Source organism: Bacteroides sp. MSK.18.37, from assembly GCF_019129155.2.
Taxonomy (GTDB): Bacteria; Bacteroidota; Bacteroidia; order Bacteroidales; family Bacteroidaceae; genus Bacteroides; species Bacteroides ovatus.
Genome location: NZ_JAHOIB020000001.1, coordinates 3134456 through 3153719, shown reverse-complemented (window position 1 = coordinate 3153719; position 19264 = coordinate 3134456). Strand labels below are relative to the sequence as shown.

Genomic DNA, 19264 nt, shown 5'->3' with positions numbered 1-19264 from the left:
CCATTCAATTACAACACATAAGAATTTTCATGATCGTCTTTACATTGAATTTATACGCAAAAGAAAGGGGCTGTCTAAAAAGGGACTTGTTAGACACTCCCCTAAAATTCTTTATTGAGTTACCTATACCCTAACTCTTATAAGAGTCTACGCAAAAATATCGCTTCGTAGAATATAACCGATTACATCTCCCTTATGTACAGTCGCACCTTGCTGTGCACATATCTCCACCACACGTCCGGTAAATCCGGTTAGAATCTTTTCATATTCCCCCCACGGAGTGGAAAGATAACAAAAGACTTCGTCATGCTGATATTTACGCCCGATGAATGGAGCAATGGATGGTCCCTCTACGGAAACTTCCCAAAGTACCTGTCCGTTATCAGGGGCAATAACCGGATCTGCCTTGGCACGTTTCAACTTCTTAATTTCCTCTTCCGAATACCCGTTCTTTGCCATTGCCGCATCCTTAGCATGTTGCAACTCTTCCTCAAAACGCTTTTTGGCAACCCCGGACTTATAATCACGATACTGGCGATCGTGCATAGCCAGTTCAAAAAGTTCTTCGTCATCCTCTCCATATTCCCAGCCATTTTCATCCATTTCCTTTCGATATTCATCCAAAGCATCCGGATAATTCAATTGCGGGTCGGTATCGACAAATTCATATCCTTTAGATTTCGCCAACTCTATAATCTCCGGTGCAAGCGTACCCGGCAGACGTCCACTTTTACCCAGAATCATATCCCAAGTATGGTTATCTATCATTGTCCAACGTTCTTCCCCTTTTACCTGCTGCATAAGATTCATTAATGCAACATTTTTCACATACTGGCTGAAAGGAGTCACCAAAGGAGGATAACCCAGCTTGGGCCATACATATTCCACTTCATCAAAAAGCATCACAAGCAGATCATCCAGACTAAGTTCCGGCTCATTCTTACTCCTTAATATCATATTGATGCCGGAATGCACTCCTTTCAGGTCTGCCATCATGGAACCCATCATGCCACCCGGCAAACCACATTTCAGTAGAAGCGAAGACATATATTTGTTAGTAGGATCCATAAAATAACCCAGAAAATCATCAATGAATTCTTGCGTCATCGCACGAGCTTTCATATATGCTTTCATATTTATGTCGGGAACCTGGAAGCCTAAATCTTTCAACATAGCTTGCACAGAGATTACGTCCGGATGCACTTTGCCCCAAGACATCGGTTCCATAGCCACATCAATGATGTCCGCACCATTTTCGCAAACCTCAAGGATAGAAGCCATAGACAATCCCGGTCCGCTATGACCATGATATTGAATCAATATATCCGGATGTTTCTCCTTGATGGTCCTGACCAATTCTCCTAACATACCCGGACGACCGATACCTGCCATATCTTTCAAACATATTTCAGGTGCACCGGCCTCAATCAGCTGATCGGCAATTCGGGCATAATACTCAACGGTATGCACCGGAGAATACGTGATACAAAGAGTTGCCTGCGGAATCATACCTGCTTCCAGAGCATATTTAATGGAGGGAATAATGTTTCTCGTCTCATTCAGTCCACAGAAGATACGGGTGATATCCACCCCTTGTGCATGCTTGACTTTATACATTAATTTACGCACATCCGCCGGAACCGGATACATACGTAATGCATTCAAACCACGATCGAGCATATGTGTTTGAATGCCCGCTTCTCTAAAAGGTGCAGTAAAAGCACGGACAGCTTTATTAGGATTTTCGCCGTACAATAGATTCACTTGCTCAAAAGCACCTCCATTCGTTTCAACTCTTGTAAAACAGCCCATCTCAACAATCAATGGAGCTATACGTACAAGCTGGTCAACCCGAGGTTGATACTTACCGGAAGATTGCCACATATCCCGATAAACAAGACTGAATTTGATTTCCTTTTTCATCATAGTCAATAATAAGTGATTTTTTCGGTTAACTTCACATATACAAATATAAAGGTTTGTTTTGACATATAGTCAAAAACAACCTTTAAAAAATGGGTGAACAGAGATATTTTACATCATAATGAAAGCAAACAACGTCTACATTCTTCCAACTATAATAAATAACAAATCAAATTGTCTAATGTTCAGATATATCCCCTTAAGAATCCAAAGGCTTCACGAAGTTTATTCATACTAAGGTTTGCACGAATGCAAATCGCTTTTCAAAGTCATCATTCGGTATAAAAAGGGTAAGATAACCATCAGGCATAATCCATCTATCACGAAGTTTATCATATTCAAAAGTACTATTGCAATAATTAATATAAGATGTTACATTAGTGGAGTCATTAAGATAAAGAATAGATTTATTACAGATATCATTTTCTAAAACACAAACTAAGACAGCATTGTCCACTACAATTTCAATGCCTTTACTTGCTTCCTCCTTAAACAAGTATTCATATATACACATCTCTTTTTTAAAAAATAATCTTTGAATGCGGCTACTTGTATTAGTGAGCACGCTTCTTCCCACATACAGTAAATTTTCAAAGTGTGAATGCAATTTAAGAGTATCCATTTCATCATTTTTTTATTGTTATTACTCTGCTAAATATTTTATGACTGATCTCTCTCATTTAAGACCCTTGACTTGCCAGGTATAAATTATTCTCCAAAGTAACATATTCACATTCATATACTCACAATCATATATGATTGTATGATAAGTTTCAATTAAAATAAAGAATTACAAGAAAAAACATCTACCCATTCAAGATTACACAAATAAAGATGAAATGAGACTGTCTTTAATAATGTAGTGATTATTAACCAGACACACAAAGATTTCGTATATTTCTCATTTCAACACACCGAAAAAAGTTTATCTTTTCTGCATAAACGACTTTTGAGTTTCTAATAAACTCTCAACAAGTTTATTAAAAACCCGAATGTAGCTTTCAGAAGGATTTACGTTGAATTTATGCAACAAAAAAGGCTACAAACCCTATAAAAGGTTGCAGCCTCAAGCTTTTAATCGGGTCGTCTATACCCTAATACTCATAAGGATCTCCTAGATGTTTTGTTATAATCTTATACTGTTTCATCGTCAAATAACGATGATTATACGGCATATAACCAGTCGGTACAAGCTCTTTGGTCAACGGGTTACAGTCTTTAATCCATCGGCTCAGACAACGCACTGCATTTTTACTGGTCGTACATCCGGGGAAGTACAATGCAGCTAATACAGCAAAAGATAAGATTCGTCTCATTTCGTTTTTAAAGTTTTAATTTGTCGTTTCATTGTTTCTTTCGTTCTACAAATATACAACATCAAAAAGCGTTTGTCAAGTCATTTGGGATTTTATCGTTAATATAAAGGAATACCCACCTTTATTAACCCAATTACTAAGCAATTGAAACAGATTGAGCATTCTCAATATTTAACGCTAGAATTAAGTCTAATGCTCACAAAAAGAAACTTAAAAATACTTATACGAAAATGACAATCTTTAAATCACAAGAAATAACATGTTTATATTAAAAAGAGATACATGAATGGATTGTGATTTACTTTTAAATTAGTAACTTTGAACCATTGGAAACAATAGAAATTAAAAAAAAGTCAGCCAGCAGAGTTGTGATTTGCTTTCAAATTAGTATCTTTGAACCATTGGGAACAATACGAACATGTAACACATTTGGAAGATTAGAGTTGTGATTTGCTTTCAAATTAGTATCTTTGAACCATTGGGAACAATATAAAATTAGGGTCATAACACATTGACGTGTTGTGATTTGCTTTCAAATTAGTATCTTTGAACCATTGGGAACAATATTACAAAAAAGTACATCTTCACAAAACAGTTGTGATTTGCTTTCAAATTAGTATCTTTGAACCATTGGGAACAATCGATGTGGTTATGTACGAGGCGGCAGCGCGTTGTGATTTGCTTTCAAATTAGTATCTTTGAACCATTGGGAACAATATTCTAAGGTGGTTATAAATTCGCATGCAGTTGTGATTTGCTTTCAAATTAGTATCTTTGAACCATTGGGAACAATCGACCATTGCTGGGCTTTCTTTTCATTGCGTTGTGATTTGCTTTCAAATTAGTATCTTTGAACCATTGGGAACAATAGCAAACCAATAATATAAGATTCCTCATCAGTTGTGATTTGCTTTCAAATTAGTATCTTTGAACCATTGGGAACAATAGCAAACCAATAATATAAGATTCCTCATCAGTTGTGATTTGCTTTCAAATTAGTATCTTTGAACCATTGGGAACAATAGCAAACCAATAATATAAGATTCCTCATCAGTTGTGATTTGCTTTCAAATTAGTATCTTTGAACCATTGGGAACAATTTTACTACAATAACCCTTGACGCAATCCGGGTTGTGATTTGCTTTCAAATTAGTATCTTTGAACCATTGGGAACAATGATTGTCATATAATTTTCTTAGTCCATCCGGTTGTGATTTGCTTTCAAATTAGTATCTTTGAACCATTGGGAACAATAGTATACTCGCTTACCCCTGAAAACTTTATGTTGTGATTTGCTTTCAAATTAGTATCTTTGAACCATTGGGAACAATCATTTGCGTTAACACAGTATTAGCCTTATTGTTGTGATTTGCTTTCAAATTAGTATCTTTGAACCATTGGGAACAATCTAATTTACAGGAACGAGTAAGAGAATATAGTTGTGATTTGCTTTCAAATTAGTATCTTTGAACCATTGGGAACAATTACATTAATCCCGCCTACATCTAAGCGGTGTTGTGATTTGCTTTCAAATTAGTATCTTTGAACCATTGGGAACAATACATATGGCTGTAAAATTTCCAGATAGGCTGTTGTGATTTGCTTTCAAATTAGTATCTTTGAACCATTGGGAACAATCGCGTATTCGATAACTGGGATCGCGAGAACGTTGTGATTTGCTTTCAAATTAGTATCTTTGAACCATTGGGAACAATCACCTTCCTCTAAAGCGCCTGCACTTTCCTGTTGTGATTTGCTTTCAAATTAGTATCTTTGAACCATTGGGAACAATTAAGGAAGTTGTATACTTTTTGTGATAGGTGTTGTGATTTGCTTTCAAATTAGTATCTTTGAACCATTGGGAACAATCACAGCGGGATAACCCCGCTGTCTTTTAAAGTTGTGATTTGCTTTCAAATTAGTATCTTTGAACCATTGGGAACAATTAGTCTTCCCACATAGAACGAAGAGTTACCGTTGTGATTTGCTTTCAAATTAGTATCTTTGAACCATTGGGAACAATTAAATCTCAATTCTTTTCTAGACCAGTAGTGTTGTGATTTGCTTTCAAATTAGTATCTTTGAACCATTGGGAACAATACAAACCATAATACGACAAGGAAGCTTTTGTTGTGATTTGCTTTCAAATTAGTATCTTTGAACCATTGGGAACAATACATTTCATATAATAAGATGTAATTCAATTAGTTACAAAGAAGATTAGAAAAGAAAAAAGAAGACTGTTCCCAACACAAAATCTCGCATTAATGCGAGATTTTGTGTTCTAAAACAATTCCAATTGCTGCCCTGGTGTATTGACACTCTGCGCCTTCTTTCCATAGAAAAGTTCTATGTCCCCAAATTGTTTATCCGTAATACACATGACTCCGACATGCCCTAGTTCCGGAAGGAAAGATTTAACTCTTTTTATATGTACTGCTGCATTCTCGCTACTAGCACAGTGACGTACATAAATGGAAAACTGAAACATCGTAAAACCATCTTTTTGCAGATTCTTTCTGAAATCCGCATAAGCCTTCTTTTCCTTCTTCGTTTCAGTTGGCAAATCAAAAAGAACGAGCACCCACATTATACGATATTCACTAAGACGATCCATTACCGTTCGGGATAGGCAACTCGGCGAAGCTCTCCATTGAAACATTTATAAAGTGAGGCAGTAGTTTGCCCCACAGCAATCATCAACGGACTGCGTTTACCTCCAATTATTACTTCCAATGTCGGAATAATAAGCAATCGCGTTTTCACCTCTTTCGTTAGCTCCACACCCATTCCATACTCCTGTATCAAGCTAAATACTAATTCATCCACATAAGGACGATAAGGTTCCATAATATCATCCGCCAAGCAATAAGCATTGTATCGATTATGATGATGGATACCCAAAGTAGGAAGTAATCCACTTATTACCAACCCACGTGCTACCACTGCACGAAGAATTGCATATCCGTAGTTTAATAGGTTATTTGGAGGAATACCTTCACGATCTCGCGTAAAACCGTCAACATCTGCAAATAAAGATTTCCAATAATATGCAGCAGCACGTGCTTCCAAATTATCAGGGTCGCCACTACGTACATCAGCTGCCCACACGCGCATACACTTTACCTCTTCATTCATACAATCTTTGAGCACAGATGCTTGGTTGTTAATCTTCGCCTGAATAGTTTGTTGCCAAAGTTGTTTCTTCAACGGCAACGAAGCGTCTAATTGTTCACGAAAACGCTCATTCTGCGTTGTATTTCCATAAAGAGGAAGCATCAGTCCAACTGGCATACTCTTACTATCGCAAGTGATTACAGAGCAAGTGTTTTCAAGCAAAGCCTCCAACACACCGGAAGTGATGGTGATTTGCTTGTTATCCAAAACTACAATGCCAATGTCTTCTATAGGTTTTGTCACTTCCGCCTGCTTTTTCAATACTTCCGGTAAGGCCGTTGCTTTTTCCACATCAGGCAATTTAATAACTAACTGCGCATTGCGCAACGACAGATAAACCGGATTTCCGAAATAAAGTGTTTTCTTAATCATGATTCATTCCTTTCAAAAGTTTATCAAAGTCCGATTCGTAATTCCGAAGTTGCCTAGTATGAAACTTGTCATATTCTTGTTCCGCCAATGCTTTGGCGACCTCATGGCTCACCTGCCCACTATGTTGCAATACCGCTTCTTCGTTAAATTGCAAGAATGCATCTAGCTTCTTCACCCAATCTTTCATATACATCACCTGTCCTTTTTTCGCTTGACGTTCTGCATAATCCAAATACATCGAAACAATACGATTCAAATCATCCATTTCAGTTTCATTGAGATAGTTCTTTGCGATGGATACATCCGGTTTACGAATCATCCCGTTAGGCGCATTTTTCCAAGTAGTCAATCCCATATTAGGTTTCTCTGCATCCACACGGGCAACAATTATCTCCGCTGCCGTCTGTCCGGAAATTGCCCAATGCAACTTATTCTGAACAGTTGCAAAAAACGTCTTTGTCACCTCGCTACCAGCTTCGTAATCAGCACTACATTGCGAATAAATATCAGTTATCTTCTGATAAAAACGACGTTCACTGCTACGAATATCACGAATACGAGCCAATTGCTCCTCGAAATAATCTTTGCCGAATAGCATTTGTGGATTTTTTAATCGCTCGTCGTTCATGGCAAAACCCTTAATCAAATATTCTTTCAGTACGCTGTTTGCCCAGATTCTAAAATGTGTGGCCTGAATGCTGTTGACACGGTAGCCTACGGATAAGATAGCATCAAGATTGTATAGCTTCGTTTGATACTTTTTACCATCAGCAGCAGTTAGTGCAATTTTTGCACTAACTGAATCCTCCTGCAATTCAGCCGTTTGAAAGATATTCTTCAAATGTTTTGTCACTACGCTTCTATCTACTCCAAACAATTGCGCAATCTTATCCTGTGTCAGCCAAACTGTTTCATTAAAAATATAGATTTCGACTTTCACTTCTCCATTACTGTCTTTGTAAAGAAAGAAATCAGAGGGAATTGGGGTGTTATTGTTTTTATTCATAAGCCAGATATTCCTTTAATATTTCCTAATCGATCAACTTTTAGTTTTATACAAACGTCTTTAATCATCTCGCCAGTCAGACTCCTTCCAATCTTATTCAATGACGAATATTCAACTTTGTTTACTATAGGACTTGCTACATAATAAGGAACAAAATGGCACTCTGAACCTGTACAACTTACCATTTTATAAATTCTCTTCCGTTGTTCATTATTAAGTTGGTCCAAATTAACAGCGTGAATGTTTTCTCGTTCATCCTCTATAGGCACATATACCAAATCATTAGGAGATAAATAAAATAATAGACTATGTTCCTTTCTATTTTTTTCCGGAACCACACTTAATCCTTGTTTTAAACGTTCTATTACGATATTTAAAGGTATAGTTTCATAAGAACGAATACCATTTTCATCTACATATATAGCAAAGAACAAATTGGTTCCCTTTGCCGCTTCCACATATTTGTCTTTCTTGTTTCCTTTTACTCCAACAGAGAATTTATTACCAATTGTTTCATAAACACGAACTTTAAATATTGGAAGATGCAACTTCCCTTCATTAAGCTGAATGATATTCTTGTTCATCTCCTCAATACCTTCAGGAGAGAACGCAATTTCAACCTTATTCCCTTTTGCCTCTAAATGATTAAGCAAGATTTTTTGTATGCCAGTGTCTGTTACAGATCCTTGAATAAACTTTTCTGTAAAAGATGTATCTACATTTTTTCGCACCGCCGCATTTTCTTCATCAAAATAATACATTTTTACTTTTGATACATCTACTTCTCCAAACTGGTACTTCCGATCTTTAAAATATCGCAAGATTGTATCCACATCAAATTTACCATATTGACAGGTAAGCCGTTTTATTTCTTGTTTTAGCTTTTTATCGACTATCTTTTTCCAATCTTTTAAAGCCTCACTCAAACGCACGGTTTTTCTTTTACGAAGTGATACTTTTGCAAATACAGTTTCTTTGTGTAGAGGTTTACGAATTGCCCAATTAAGACCTTTCTGGCCTACCTTTATCTTTTTACCGTTTTCATATTTCGTATATATATTGGTTGCCTTATTAATTATACGCAGGTTTTGTTTAAAGCTAACAATAATTTTTTCCAATTCATTACGGGCATCAACAGTGAAATTATCCCATGGCTTTTTAAATTCTTTCGGAATATCTTTTGTTACATTGTTCTTTGTTTGCGGGTCAATATATGTCACTCGCTCAAACAATCGTAATTTTCGTTGTAAATCATATCGAATTGTATCTGTATTTGCATGTTTATTGTTTAACAGATTGACATGGTCACGAGTTGCACAGGCTATTACCAAAGCATCCATTGCATGATGCCGATGATCAATACGCTTCTTTTGAAACCCTTTTGATAGTTCTAATGGAACAGTAGGCAAATATTTTTGATGTTGTTCATTCCAACTGGTGAATGCGATAGTCTTTGCCAACTCATTCATCCGCACAAAACGAGGAAGAATCAAATCATTCCAAACATCATTCAACCCCCAATCTTGTTTCAACATAGTTGTAATCTTGCCATTTACAGGAAGTACATTTTTTGAGTTTACTCCATTGTCATTTTCTTTTGCACGTACAAGATTTGACAAAAGAGGGAGAACAAATTTGCTGATGTAACGTGTATCATTCATTTGGCGTTCTATCATCTTTTCAGGTATTTCTTCCAATAGAAGCTTTGTCCTCTTGGAATGATTATAAGCATAATGCTGCTTTACAAAATTCTGATACGCCTCCTCATCAAAGATAGTTACTTTTTGTCCAAAGCCTGTTTCCACAATCTGCCCATGGTAGTTTTTTATAAACTCCAACCCTAAACATTTATCCTTCAATTTATTTACAGCGGCCTCACAAATTACTTTATTACTGAAACTATCATCATAGTAACGAGATTTTGGAATGATATGCTCAATCTGATATTCTTCGGTAAAGAGCTTCCCTAACGGGATGACCTTACCCGTATATGGAGAACAATATTTTTGCTCCAACCATAGTTTGTAGCGTTGTAGTTCTGTCGTTGTGGGTTGTGCAACCCTGCTTATTTTCTTTATATCTTCCTTTACCTTTTCATCCTTTTCGTTATCAAGCCCAGTGCTAATTGCATACTCTTCATATATTTTCAGAATATCCTGTTGCGTGGGTGAATAAGGACGGACATTTTCAACCTCCAATTTGCCATCAGAATTATTCTTTAATTCCATTAATAATGCTTTGATTCGCAAATTGGTATTCTCATTTTCTGTTACAACATTAACTATTTTTTTCCTTTCGTCAGCAGTGTTCTTCATATCACGTCCAAGCTCAACATGGATTTCACTAAAAAAGTTTTCTGCTCCTTGTCCGTATTTTCGCCAAATATCTCTCACTACCCGTAAAGTTTCCGTAATTATTTGTTCTACAATCGGATTACGTAAGGAATGCTGTTTAAACTCATTCAAATACTTTTCTAAATCAGCAACCGAATGCCATTTTCCTGCAATATCTGCTTCTGAATGTCGCCCATAAACAAGATATTGAGCCAACCATAACTGTAAACCTTGAAAATCGTTTTCATTAGTTAAAGCAATAGACTTTTCACGAACTATATCCTTAATTTCCTCATCATACTCGCCTGTGATTATTTTGGATATTCTATTTTGGGTATTATTATCAATATCATTCCATTTCCAGTATTTCCCCAAACGCATCAAAGGTAACAGTTTCTTTATTGCTTTTTCGGAGAATGATCCATATTCATTTTTAAAAGGAGGAATTTTCTTGAAATTATCTACAAAAGAAGCAATATCTAAATCATACTTTTTTGCAAAAGTTCTCAACGCTTTCTCAAACTCATTTTTATCTGTAACAGAATAAATGATATGCCAAAGTTTTTGTTCTATTTCTTTTGTAAAGAAATTATCTGGAATATTTTCTACTTTAGCCAAACGTGTAGAAATCATCGTTTTTGTTTCACTGCAAGGATATATCTTATCTTCAACATAATTCCATCGATATGCCTCTGTCTTTACCTGTTTTTTCAGACCTTTTGCCTTTATCAAATATTCAAGCAAAGGTTTCTGTTCTATACTTTTCCTATTACTTAAGAAATCAAATAGCTGTTCTTTATCTTCAATGTTTGCAATAAATTGCAAAGTAACATCTTCGTCATCTTCCTTCCGATATATCTTCAAATTGTACAGCCATTGCCATATACGGAATTCCTGATAAAGAGGATTGGATTTTGAAATGACCTTCAGATACTCTTTAATATTATTTCCATCTTTATCTTTGTATGTTTTAAATTCAAGTATGCAATCACCTATCGCAGACTTCTGACTCCGTAATGGTCTCTGATAAAATAAAATATCGTCCAAGAATAAATGAACAAAATCTCTTTTACTTAAAATAAATTGGTACGTCTCATTACTCCGATATAACTCTCTTACACAGTCGTTGTATAAATCTTCATCTCTCAATTCGGGATGAAACTCTCTTTGTTTCTCAAGAATTTGTTTCAGTTCATCCTTGTAGAACTTACGTTCGATTGTCCGTACAAGCTTTCCACGAACTTTTTGCATAGGATTTTGCAGTAATGTCTCATAGACATACGCACCAACTGTTTTATGAGACTTTTCTATATCACTCTCCGTCTTCTTTTTCAACAATACCCAATCATTTTCGCTTGGCGCACGAAAAGACCGCTTTTCTATTCCTTCCTTATCTTTTTTAACCGTCCCGTCGTCGTTCAAATCTGTAGTAACAATAAAATCACGTGTTTTATCTTTCCATCCAAATAACGGAATCTTACTGGAGCGACGATAAATCCAGCCGTTTTCTAAATGTAAAGAATACCATATATCACCTTTACTATTCGGTTTTTCATCGGCTATGACATCCACTATTTTCAATGAATAATATTCTACTAATTTATTAGGGTTCTCTTCCTCTTCTTCCCCTCTTAATTGATAATATCCCCGTTTCTGATTGAAATTTAATAAAATCCAAGCTAGTTCTTCCTTCTCTATCTCTTGAGAAAGAGCTTTCTTACGCAAATAATAGATAGTCCAATCATATGGGATTTTTTTATCTTCTCTAACCACCCCCTTATTCTTAAATTCTTCTATCATTTCATTAAAAGACTGTTGAAAAATAAACTCGAACCTCCCTTCATCATTTTGTTTCCAAGCTAGTTTGGGCTCCTTTTCATCAAAAAATTGTCCTAATCGCTTCTCAAAATCTATTTGAGAAGCATAATGTTCGGGTAAAAACTTCATCATATTCAAAACACGAATCAGACGCTCACGACGTAATAATGCTCTTTCGCGCAATCGGCGTGTGCCACGATAGACCGTTCGCGCAGCTGTTTGAGTCTCTACCGGATTCCCCCCACTGAAAGTATCCAACACACCCTGATCCATAGGAATAATCCGACTACCCATTCCTAAAATTCTCTGCTCTTCGCTGTCAACCAATGCCCAACCAATACTGTTGGTTCCCAAATCCAGTCCTAATATTCTTTTCATATTTGCCCTATCTTATTATAACTCATCAAATATATTAATATTTTTCCACAAATTAGACATTAAAACAAAATAAATTACTATCTTTGTCACACTAATTAAAAGCAAATCACAATAAGGATTATTCCGTTGTGAAAACATTCAAGGTGGGGCATTTGCCTCGCCTTTTTTGTACTACTACAAACAAAACATCCCATATCAGCAGATAGGTTATATCATCCTTCAACACCAAATTCTTCGAATGAATCACATAATCTCCTTCTATACATTTATGAGAACTTTTTGTTGATTTTCCCCAATAGTCCTCGTAACACTTTTCTTTATTATATAAAATTTATGCTCCGTAGTGACAAGCATTAGTGTTATAGCATTCTCATAAAAGCATTCATTGGTAGTCATTGAATTTGACAGCAAAAAAATCCACCATGGCTATTATGAAAAGATAATTCTATATATTACACAGCAACATACAAGTACACATTTTCCTTTAAAAGGAACACCTCGTTGGTTTTAAAGGAACGATGCCTTGGTTTTAAACCAACGGGGCGTTCCTTTTAAACCAACAAAGCACTTATTTTAAGCCTTATTTCACGAACCCTTCGAATGACCATGAAAACATATTCAAGAAAGCTTGCATTTCTTTCCATTACTTACCATGAAAGTGCCAAACTTTATCCATTAGAAGTGCGTCGTGTCCGATAACAGTGAAAATCAGTGAAAGAATTTAAAAGAGAAACAAATACAACAGAATTATTTGGAAAGAATAAGTTGAACGCTTACATTTGTCATGTGATTTTTTTCATAGTATTAGATTTAAGGTTAACAAAGGTTGGAGCAAGGCGTTGCTCCTTTTTTTATATCCATATATGAGGTTAGTCTATACGAGTTAATTCAATAACTGATACATTCCTCCTGCCAATACACGAACTACTCCTTTCATTTCCAGTTCAAAAAGAATAGCATTTATCTTATGTACGGGAATATCTGCTTCTACTACCAGAGAATTAATCTGTAAATTCCCCTGTTTCTCCAGAATAGAGACAATCTTCTGTTCTTCTTCGGACAAGTCGAGAAAAAGACTACGTTGCACATTTACTTTTTCGGAAGAAGTTGTTGGTATATTCCATCCCATTGCCTGTACAAGATCTTCAGCCGATAATAGTAAGGAAGCCTTATTATCTCTAATCAACCGATTACACCCCTTTGAATATTCATCATTTATCCGGCCGGGAAAAGCAAAACAATCGCGATGATAGCCTTCAGCAAGTTCAGCAGTGATTAATGAGCCTCCTTTTTCTGCCGATTCAATGACAACCGTAGCATCACACATACCTGCGACAATGCGGTTACGACTGACGAAATTATGTTTGTCGGGATTCGTACCGGACAGAAATTCGGTCAATAGTCCTCCTTTTTCGAGCATATCAATGGCTGTTTTCCGATGGACATAAGGATAAATACGATCCAGACCGTGGGCAAGGACACCTACCGTAGGCAGATCATTGACCAGCGCTTCACGATGCGCATGAATATCGATTCCGTAAGCAAGTCCACTGACCACCAACACATCAGGACAAAGTGTTTTCAGATCGCGTAAGAAAGAGGCGCAAATCCGGGTACCATAATCAGTGGCATTACGGGTTCCTACCATATTCAGGATATGAAGGGAATTCAAATCGGTATTTCCTTTAAAGAAAAGGACAATAGGAGCATCTTCACATTCCCGCAAACGAGAAGGATAAGCCTCGTCATGGAAAGTCAGGCAGGAGATCCGGTTCTTCCGGATAAATTCATATTCCTGTTCGGCACGGATCACAGCTTGTGGACAATCCAACGCATCTACCACCCGTTGACTCACTTCAGGAATACGTTCCGGTATTTCTTTACGCAGACGGAAGACATCAACAGCATTATTCATTCCGTCTATCAGATGTTTCGCCCCTATGTGCCCGATACCGGGCACCATTGTCAGGGCGATACTATAAATCTGTTCTTCCTCGGAACTGCTCATTTCAGGTAAGGGGCAAAGACGCTATCGAATAATTCGCTGTCACTCAAACGTCCGTTTACCACACATACCGTTTCAACAGTGGATTTCACTACTACTTTATTATCACTCTTACGGAAAATATCCTGATAGAATACATATTTGATACCTTCCTTCTTCATATAGAGTTTAGAGACAAACTCGTCTCCGCTTTTCAACGGCGTTTTGAATGCCATATTAATGCGTGCCACTACCGGATCGACTCCCTGTTCGTGGAGTGCAGCAAAACTGATGCCTACCGACGTCAGAAACTCATGGCGGGTATGTTCCAAATAATGCTGATAGTTCGCATTATTAACAATCCCTTGAAGGTCGCACTCGTAATCACGCACCTTCATTTCCAATTCATAGATATAGTTCATCAATTAAAAATTGAAGATTAAAAATTAAAAGTTGAGAAATAGCAGTTAGCCTCTTTTTTGCTCAATATCGAGTCCTTTGAACTTCTTCAGTTCTTCGGTTGATACCAGTTTATACAGCTTGTCACTGGGGCGTATCTTATCTGATTTCATGGAGAAGTGCTGGCCTTTCTTCACAGTCTGCACGGATTCCAAGTCAACACGGGCTTCTTCCAAAGTCATGAATAGAGCACCTGTGGTCGGTCCGGTAATGAGAAGTTTATCGCCTACGCTAACTTCCGCAGCCTCTACCAGAAATTCGGAAACTCCAATGTTAGAGAAGTATTTGATACCTTTACCTACATATATCTTACGTTCCGTAGCTGCCGAGCCATAGTTTCTGGTCCATTCGCCTAAACGTTGTCCCAAATAATAGCCATCCCAAAAGCCGCGGTTGAATACTGTTTTCAGACGTTCGTCCCAAGCTGCAATCTTTTCATCGGTAAATGTTCCTTCCAGATAAGCTTTGATAGCCTCTTTGTAACATTCTACCACTGTACGTACATATTCAGGTCCACGGGCACGGCCTTCAATTTTGAATACACGCACACCGGCATCCAACATCTTATTCATAAAGTGGATGGTCTTCAAATCTTTCGGTGACATGATATATTCGTTATCAATATCCAGTTCCACATCCGTCTCTTTGTCACGGACTGTATAGGAACGGCGACACACCTGCATACAAGCGCCGCGATTGGCAGAATGGTTCATCTCATGCAAAGAGAGGTAACATTTACCCGATACAGCCATACAAAGCGCACCGTGACAGAACATCTCAATGCGAATCTGTTCACCGCTCGGACCACAAATATGTTCTTCCTGAATCTGGCGATAGATTTCGGCTACCTGCTCCAGATTCAACTCACGGGCCAATACTACCACATCTGCAAATTGTGCGTAGAATTTTAAAGCCTCTGCATTGGAGATGTTCAGTTGAGTGGAAAGGTGTACCTCCTGCCCTATCTGACGGGCATAGTTCATCACCGCCACATCGGCTGCAATCACCGCAGAGATTCCGGCTTCCTTGGCTGCATCGACAATGGTATGCATCAATGGAATATCTTTATCATAGATAATCGTGTTGACCGTCAAGTAACTTTTCATCCCGTGTTCATCACACGTACGGGCGATCTCCCGCAAATCATCAATCGTAAACGTATTGGCCGAACGGGCACGCATGTTCAGGTTTTCTATACCGAAATAGATAGAATCAGCACCTGCCTGAATAGCCGCAGCAAGAGATTCGCGCGAACCGACAGGAGCCATTATTTCAAAATCTTTCAAACTAAGACTCATAGAATATATACTTATTTGTATCAGTTAAGCAAATGAATGCGTACAAAGGTAGGCTTTTTTCCGTATTTTTGCAGCGAAAACAAGAAGTTACTTCAATCATAAACAGTAAATATCAGATTCATATATGAAGATAGGCCAAATAGATTTGGGTAAATATCCCATCTTACTTGCTCCGATGGAGGATGTGACTGATCCGGCTTTCCGCCTGATGTGCAAGAGGTTCGGAGCAGATATGGTATACACCGAATTTGTGTCGAGCGATGCGCTGATTCGCGCTGTCAGCAAGACTGCGCAGAAACTAAGTATCAGTGATGCCGAACGTCCCGTTGCCATCCAGATATACGGGAAAGATACGGAAACGATGGTGGAAGCTGCCAAGATTGTGGAACAGGCACAACCTGATATTCTGGATATCAATTTCGGATGCCCGGTAAAAAGAGTAGCCGGAAAAGGAGCAGGAGCAGGTATGTTACAGAATATCCCCAAGATGCTGGAGATCACCCGTGCGGTAGTAGATGCGGTGAAAATCCCCGTAACGGTCAAGACCCGCCTGGGATGGGATGCTAACAACAAAGTAATTGTAGAGCTAGCAGAACAGCTACAGGATTGTGGTATTGCTGCACTGACTATACATGGCCGCACCCGTGCACAAATGTATACCGGAGAAGCAGACTGGACATTAATAGGCGAAGTGAAGAATAATCCACGGATGCATATTCCTATTATCGGTAATGGTGACGTGACGACGCCTGAACGCAGCAAAGAGTGTTTTGACCGTTATGGAGTAGATGCTGTCATGATTGGTCGTGCCAGCTTTGGTCGTCCATGGATATTCAAAGAAGTGAAACACTATCTGGAGACTGGTGAAGAATTACCACCGCTAAGTTTCGACTGGTGCATGGAAGTGCTTCGCCAGGAAGTGGTCGACAGCGTAAATCTACTTGATGAGCGCAGAGGTATTCTGCACGTACGTCGTCATCTGGCTGCGAGCCCATTATTCAAAGGAATCCCTAATTTCCGTAATACGCGTATTGCCATGTTACGGGCAGAAACAAAGGAAGAGCTTTTCCGCATATTTGAAGAAATCACTTCCCAACGTAAAGAGAATCCGGAAGTTTAATCTACTATAGATCATAATCTTCATCCGCAAACTCTGATTCCTGCGGATGGAGATTACCTGTTTCAAAATACAGAAGTATATTCCAATTTTCTACTTAAACATCGGTTGTGCAAACCACTTCTTAAACATCCAGGTCACAACCACATACAATAGGAATGCAGAGAAAAACCCTACAATGGCATCAATCACATAATGTGCCTGAATATATACGGTAGCCCCGCAAAGCAACATATAGAAAGGTATCAGACAAGCAAACAATTTCTTGCTGCCACGCCATGCCATAATCATCAAAATAGTAGAAATACCGACGTGTGAACTGGGGAATGCTGCCGTAGGACGTTCGCCTACCTGCTGTGAGCCTTCCACTAAGCTATAAAAGAATCCATGCTGATAACCCGGTCCGGGAAGTAATTCCTGATTATGATTGAAATAGTCACCGATAGCAGGGAAAATACCTTTAGATACATTATCAATCCCGATGGCAGGGAAATAGAATTGAGGCCCCGCGACAGGAACGAATATATAAATCAGATAATAGATAAAGAAGGAAGTGACGAGAACAAAAGACATCTTTTCGAACCACTCAAACTTATAAATGAAATAAAACAATGCCACAATCAGCATCATCGGATAATAAAAGAAATATCCCATATTAAATGCTTCACTGACGATAAGGTACGGAAACGTATGGCAAAACCAGATAGCAGGCTGACCATTGAAAATAAACTCCTCGGCAGTTGCAAATACATGGTCTAAATTCGGAAAGAAACGATTGAACTCGAAAGTATCCGGATACCAGTAAGACAATAGACTCATCTGGATAACAATGCGCACAAACGCTGAAAACTTACAGGGGGCAAGACGATAAAGATACATCAACAAAAAGGTCATCGCCGCGATCATAGCCCTATCCAGCAACATGTGCCATGGATGATCCATTCGCTGAAACAGGAATAGAATCAATATGGAAGTCAACAGATTATAAATCAGTGTAATCTTTTCCACAGCAAACAACCCTTTCCGGGTTTCTATGCGCTTAAATAAGTCTAAAGCCATCCTTCATTTTTATACCAGGCAATGGTTTCACGAACTCCCTTTTCCAAATCATATTCGGGTACATACCCAAGTTCTTTCATTACCGGGGATATGTCGCATTGCCAGTTGCGTTGTTTCATTATCTTATATTTATCCGAATTCAGGGTACTGCTCCTCCCGGAACGTGTAGCAATGAATTCAGCGAACAAAGATATAACTTTTAGCACAATTAATGGACATTTCAAGTGAAGAACAAACGGATTGCCCAATTCTTTTTGTATCAGATCCGAAAAGGCACGACTTTTATAGATTTTCCCATCTGTCAGGAAATACGCCTTTTGAACCACTTTTTTCTCCATTCCCTGAAAAATCGCCTGCACAATGTCCTTCACATAAACAAAAGTCAAGTCCTGGCGTCGAAAACCGACCGAAAAGTCTACATGCTTCTGAATGGACTTGGCCATCAGGAAATAGTCTGACTCACGGGGACCATAGACTCCCGTAGGACGATAAATGACATAAGGAAAACCGGGAATACTCTGAATATATAATTCCGCTTTCAATTTACTCAATCCATAAGCCGTATTAGGCATCGGAGTATCTTCTCCGCTTATCGGAGTATAATCCTTCTCACGTACAGGTCCGAATACACTCAACGTGCTAATATATATAAACTGCTTCGGAACCATATTCAATTCCTTCAGCGTGTCTATAAAATATTTAGTCTGAAGATAATTCACATAATCAAAGGTCTTTTTATCAGAACACTTTGTCACACCGGCGCAATGGATGATATAATCAAATTTGCTGTAAGTACCTTTATGCCCGGAGAGTTGGGCGCGAAGCTCATTGGGATGTGCAAAGTCCAGTTCCAGAAAGTGAATTTTCCGGTTCTTTAAATACCGCTTGCTACTCGTGGGGCGAATTCCGGCCCACACACCAAACTTTCGTTTCAACGCTTCCTCCACGATGAAACTTCCTATAAAACCACTTGCACCTGTAATTAAAACACTCTCCATTATTACTTCCCTGGTTCTACATGAAT

The 19264-nt window shown here is 38.1% G+C and carries 13 protein-coding genes and 1 CRISPR repeat array; of the genes, 1 reads left to right on the top strand and 12 read right to left on the bottom strand.

Annotated features, from left to right (window positions below):
• Positions 1–147: 147 nt before the first annotated feature.
• The 10 genes from KSX81_RS12605 to KSX81_RS12560 form a co-directional block, all read right to left on the bottom strand.
• Positions 148–1923, bottom strand: a complete 1776-nt coding sequence (locus tag KSX81_RS12605) for an oxaloacetate decarboxylase (RefSeq protein WP_032844821.1) — start codon at positions 1921–1923, stop codon at positions 148–150.
• Between the two features lie 229 nt (positions 1924–2152).
• Entirely contained in the window at positions 2153–2545 is a 393-nt protein-coding gene (locus tag KSX81_RS12600) for a hypothetical protein (protein ID WP_004322958.1), read from the bottom strand.
• Between the two features lie 472 nt (positions 2546–3017).
• The gene (locus KSX81_RS12595; RefSeq protein WP_032846614.1) at positions 3018–3239 is read right to left on the bottom strand and encodes a DUF4248 domain-containing protein; all 222 of its coding nucleotides are present in this window, start codon (positions 3237–3239) and stop codon (positions 3018–3020) included.
• Between the two features lie 365 nt (positions 3240–3604).
• A CRISPR array of direct repeats spans positions 3605–5415; the repeat unit is 47 nt; unit sequence GTTGTGATTTGCTTTCAAATTAGTATCTTTGAACCATTGGGAACAAT.
• Positions 5416–5523: 108 nt separating this feature from the next.
• Positions 5524–5856: a CRISPR-associated endonuclease Cas2 gene (gene cas2, locus KSX81_RS12590; RefSeq protein WP_009001195.1), complete on the bottom strand. Its 333-nt coding sequence runs from the start codon at positions 5854–5856 to the stop codon at positions 5524–5526.
• A complete protein-coding gene (cas1, locus tag KSX81_RS12585) occupies positions 5856–6788 on the bottom strand; it encodes a type II CRISPR-associated endonuclease Cas1 (protein ID WP_009001196.1) in 933 nt (310 codons plus the stop codon). The genes cas2 and cas1 overlap by 1 nt, the downstream gene beginning before the upstream one ends.
• Positions 6781–7794: a virulence RhuM family protein gene (locus KSX81_RS12580; protein ID WP_009001197.1), complete on the bottom strand. Its 1014-nt coding sequence runs from the start codon at positions 7792–7794 to the stop codon at positions 6781–6783. Before KSX81_RS12580 ends, cas1 begins: the two co-directional genes overlap by 8 nt.
• Complete coding sequence (cas9, locus tag KSX81_RS12575; protein ID WP_115483915.1) at positions 7791–12323, bottom strand: type II CRISPR RNA-guided endonuclease Cas9; 4533 nt, start codon at positions 12321–12323, stop codon at positions 7791–7793. The genes KSX81_RS12580 and cas9 overlap by 4 nt, the downstream gene beginning before the upstream one ends.
• An 883-nt stretch (positions 12324–13206) precedes the next feature.
• Positions 13207–14331, bottom strand: a complete 1125-nt coding sequence (gene dprA / locus KSX81_RS12570; protein ID WP_032845594.1) for a DNA-processing protein DprA — start codon at positions 14329–14331, stop codon at positions 13207–13209.
• Positions 14328–14729 carry an acyl-CoA thioesterase gene (locus KSX81_RS12565; RefSeq protein ID WP_004302689.1) on the bottom strand — a complete coding sequence of 134 codons (402 nt, stop codon included), beginning with the start codon at positions 14727–14729 and terminating at the stop codon, positions 14328–14330. Before KSX81_RS12565 ends, dprA begins: the two co-directional genes overlap by 4 nt.
• A 45-nt stretch (positions 14730–14774) precedes the next feature.
• The gene (locus tag KSX81_RS12560; RefSeq protein WP_004302691.1) at positions 14775–16064 is read right to left on the bottom strand and encodes a peptidase U32 family protein; all 1290 of its coding nucleotides are present in this window, start codon (positions 16062–16064) and stop codon (positions 14775–14777) included.
• A 124-nt stretch (positions 16065–16188) separates the two neighbouring features.
• On the opposite strand from KSX81_RS12560, the gene dusB reads away from it, so the two are divergent.
• Positions 16189–17184, top strand: coding sequence for a tRNA dihydrouridine synthase DusB (gene dusB, locus KSX81_RS12555; RefSeq protein WP_004322952.1), 996 nt, complete (start codon positions 16189–16191; stop codon positions 17182–17184).
• Positions 17185–17274: 90 nt separating this feature from the next.
• Here the strand turns inward: dusB and KSX81_RS12550 are convergent, their stop codons facing one another.
• Positions 17275–18240 (bottom strand): phosphatase PAP2 family protein, encoded by a 966-nt coding sequence (locus KSX81_RS12550; protein ID WP_175353273.1) that lies wholly within the window; start codon positions 18238–18240, stop codon positions 17275–17277.
• Entirely contained in the window at positions 18231–19238 is a 1008-nt protein-coding gene (locus KSX81_RS12545) for an NAD-dependent epimerase/dehydratase family protein (protein ID WP_175353272.1), read from the bottom strand. Before KSX81_RS12545 ends, KSX81_RS12550 begins: the two co-directional genes overlap by 10 nt.
• Positions 19239–19264: the final 26 nt, after the last annotated feature.

What these genes read in the sequence shown, in the direction of transcription:
- KSX81_RS12605 (WP_032844821.1), bottom strand. Translation starts at nt 1,923, where the DNA reads ATGAAAAAGGAAATCAAATTCAGTCTTGTTTATCGGGATATGTGGCAA.
- KSX81_RS12600 (WP_004322958.1), bottom strand. Translation starts at nt 2,545, where the DNA reads ATGGATACTCTTAAATTGCATTCACACTTTGAAAATTTACTGTATGTG.
- KSX81_RS12595 (WP_032846614.1), bottom strand. Translation starts at nt 3,239, where the DNA reads ATGAGACGAATCTTATCTTTTGCTGTATTAGCTGCATTGTACTTCCCC.
- cas2 (WP_009001195.1), bottom strand. Translation starts at nt 5,856, where the DNA reads ATGGATCGTCTTAGTGAATATCGTATAATGTGGGTGCTCGTTCTTTTT.
- cas1 (WP_009001196.1), bottom strand. Translation starts at nt 6,788, where the DNA reads ATGATTAAGAAAACACTTTATTTCGGAAATCCGGTTTATCTGTCGTTG.
- KSX81_RS12580 (WP_009001197.1), bottom strand. Translation starts at nt 7,794, where the DNA reads ATGAATAAAAACAATAACACCCCAATTCCCTCTGATTTCTTTCTTTAC.
- cas9 (WP_115483915.1), bottom strand. Translation starts at nt 12,323, where the DNA reads ATGAAAAGAATATTAGGACTGGATTTGGGAACCAACAGTATTGGTTGG.
- dprA (WP_032845594.1), bottom strand. Translation starts at nt 14,331, where the DNA reads ATGAGCAGTTCCGAGGAAGAACAGATTTATAGTATCGCCCTGACAATG.
- KSX81_RS12565 (WP_004302689.1), bottom strand. Translation starts at nt 14,729, where the DNA reads ATGAACTATATCTATGAATTGGAAATGAAGGTGCGTGATTACGAGTGC.
- KSX81_RS12560 (WP_004302691.1), bottom strand. Translation starts at nt 16,064, where the DNA reads ATGAGTCTTAGTTTGAAAGATTTTGAAATAATGGCTCCTGTCGGTTCG.
- dusB (WP_004322952.1), top strand. Translation starts at nt 16,189, where the DNA reads ATGAAGATAGGCCAAATAGATTTGGGTAAATATCCCATCTTACTTGCT.
- KSX81_RS12550 (WP_175353273.1), bottom strand. Translation starts at nt 18,240, where the DNA reads ATGGCTTTAGACTTATTTAAGCGCATAGAAACCCGGAAAGGGTTGTTT.
- KSX81_RS12545 (WP_175353272.1), bottom strand. Translation starts at nt 19,238, where the DNA reads ATGGAGAGTGTTTTAATTACAGGTGCAAGTGGTTTTATAGGAAGTTTC.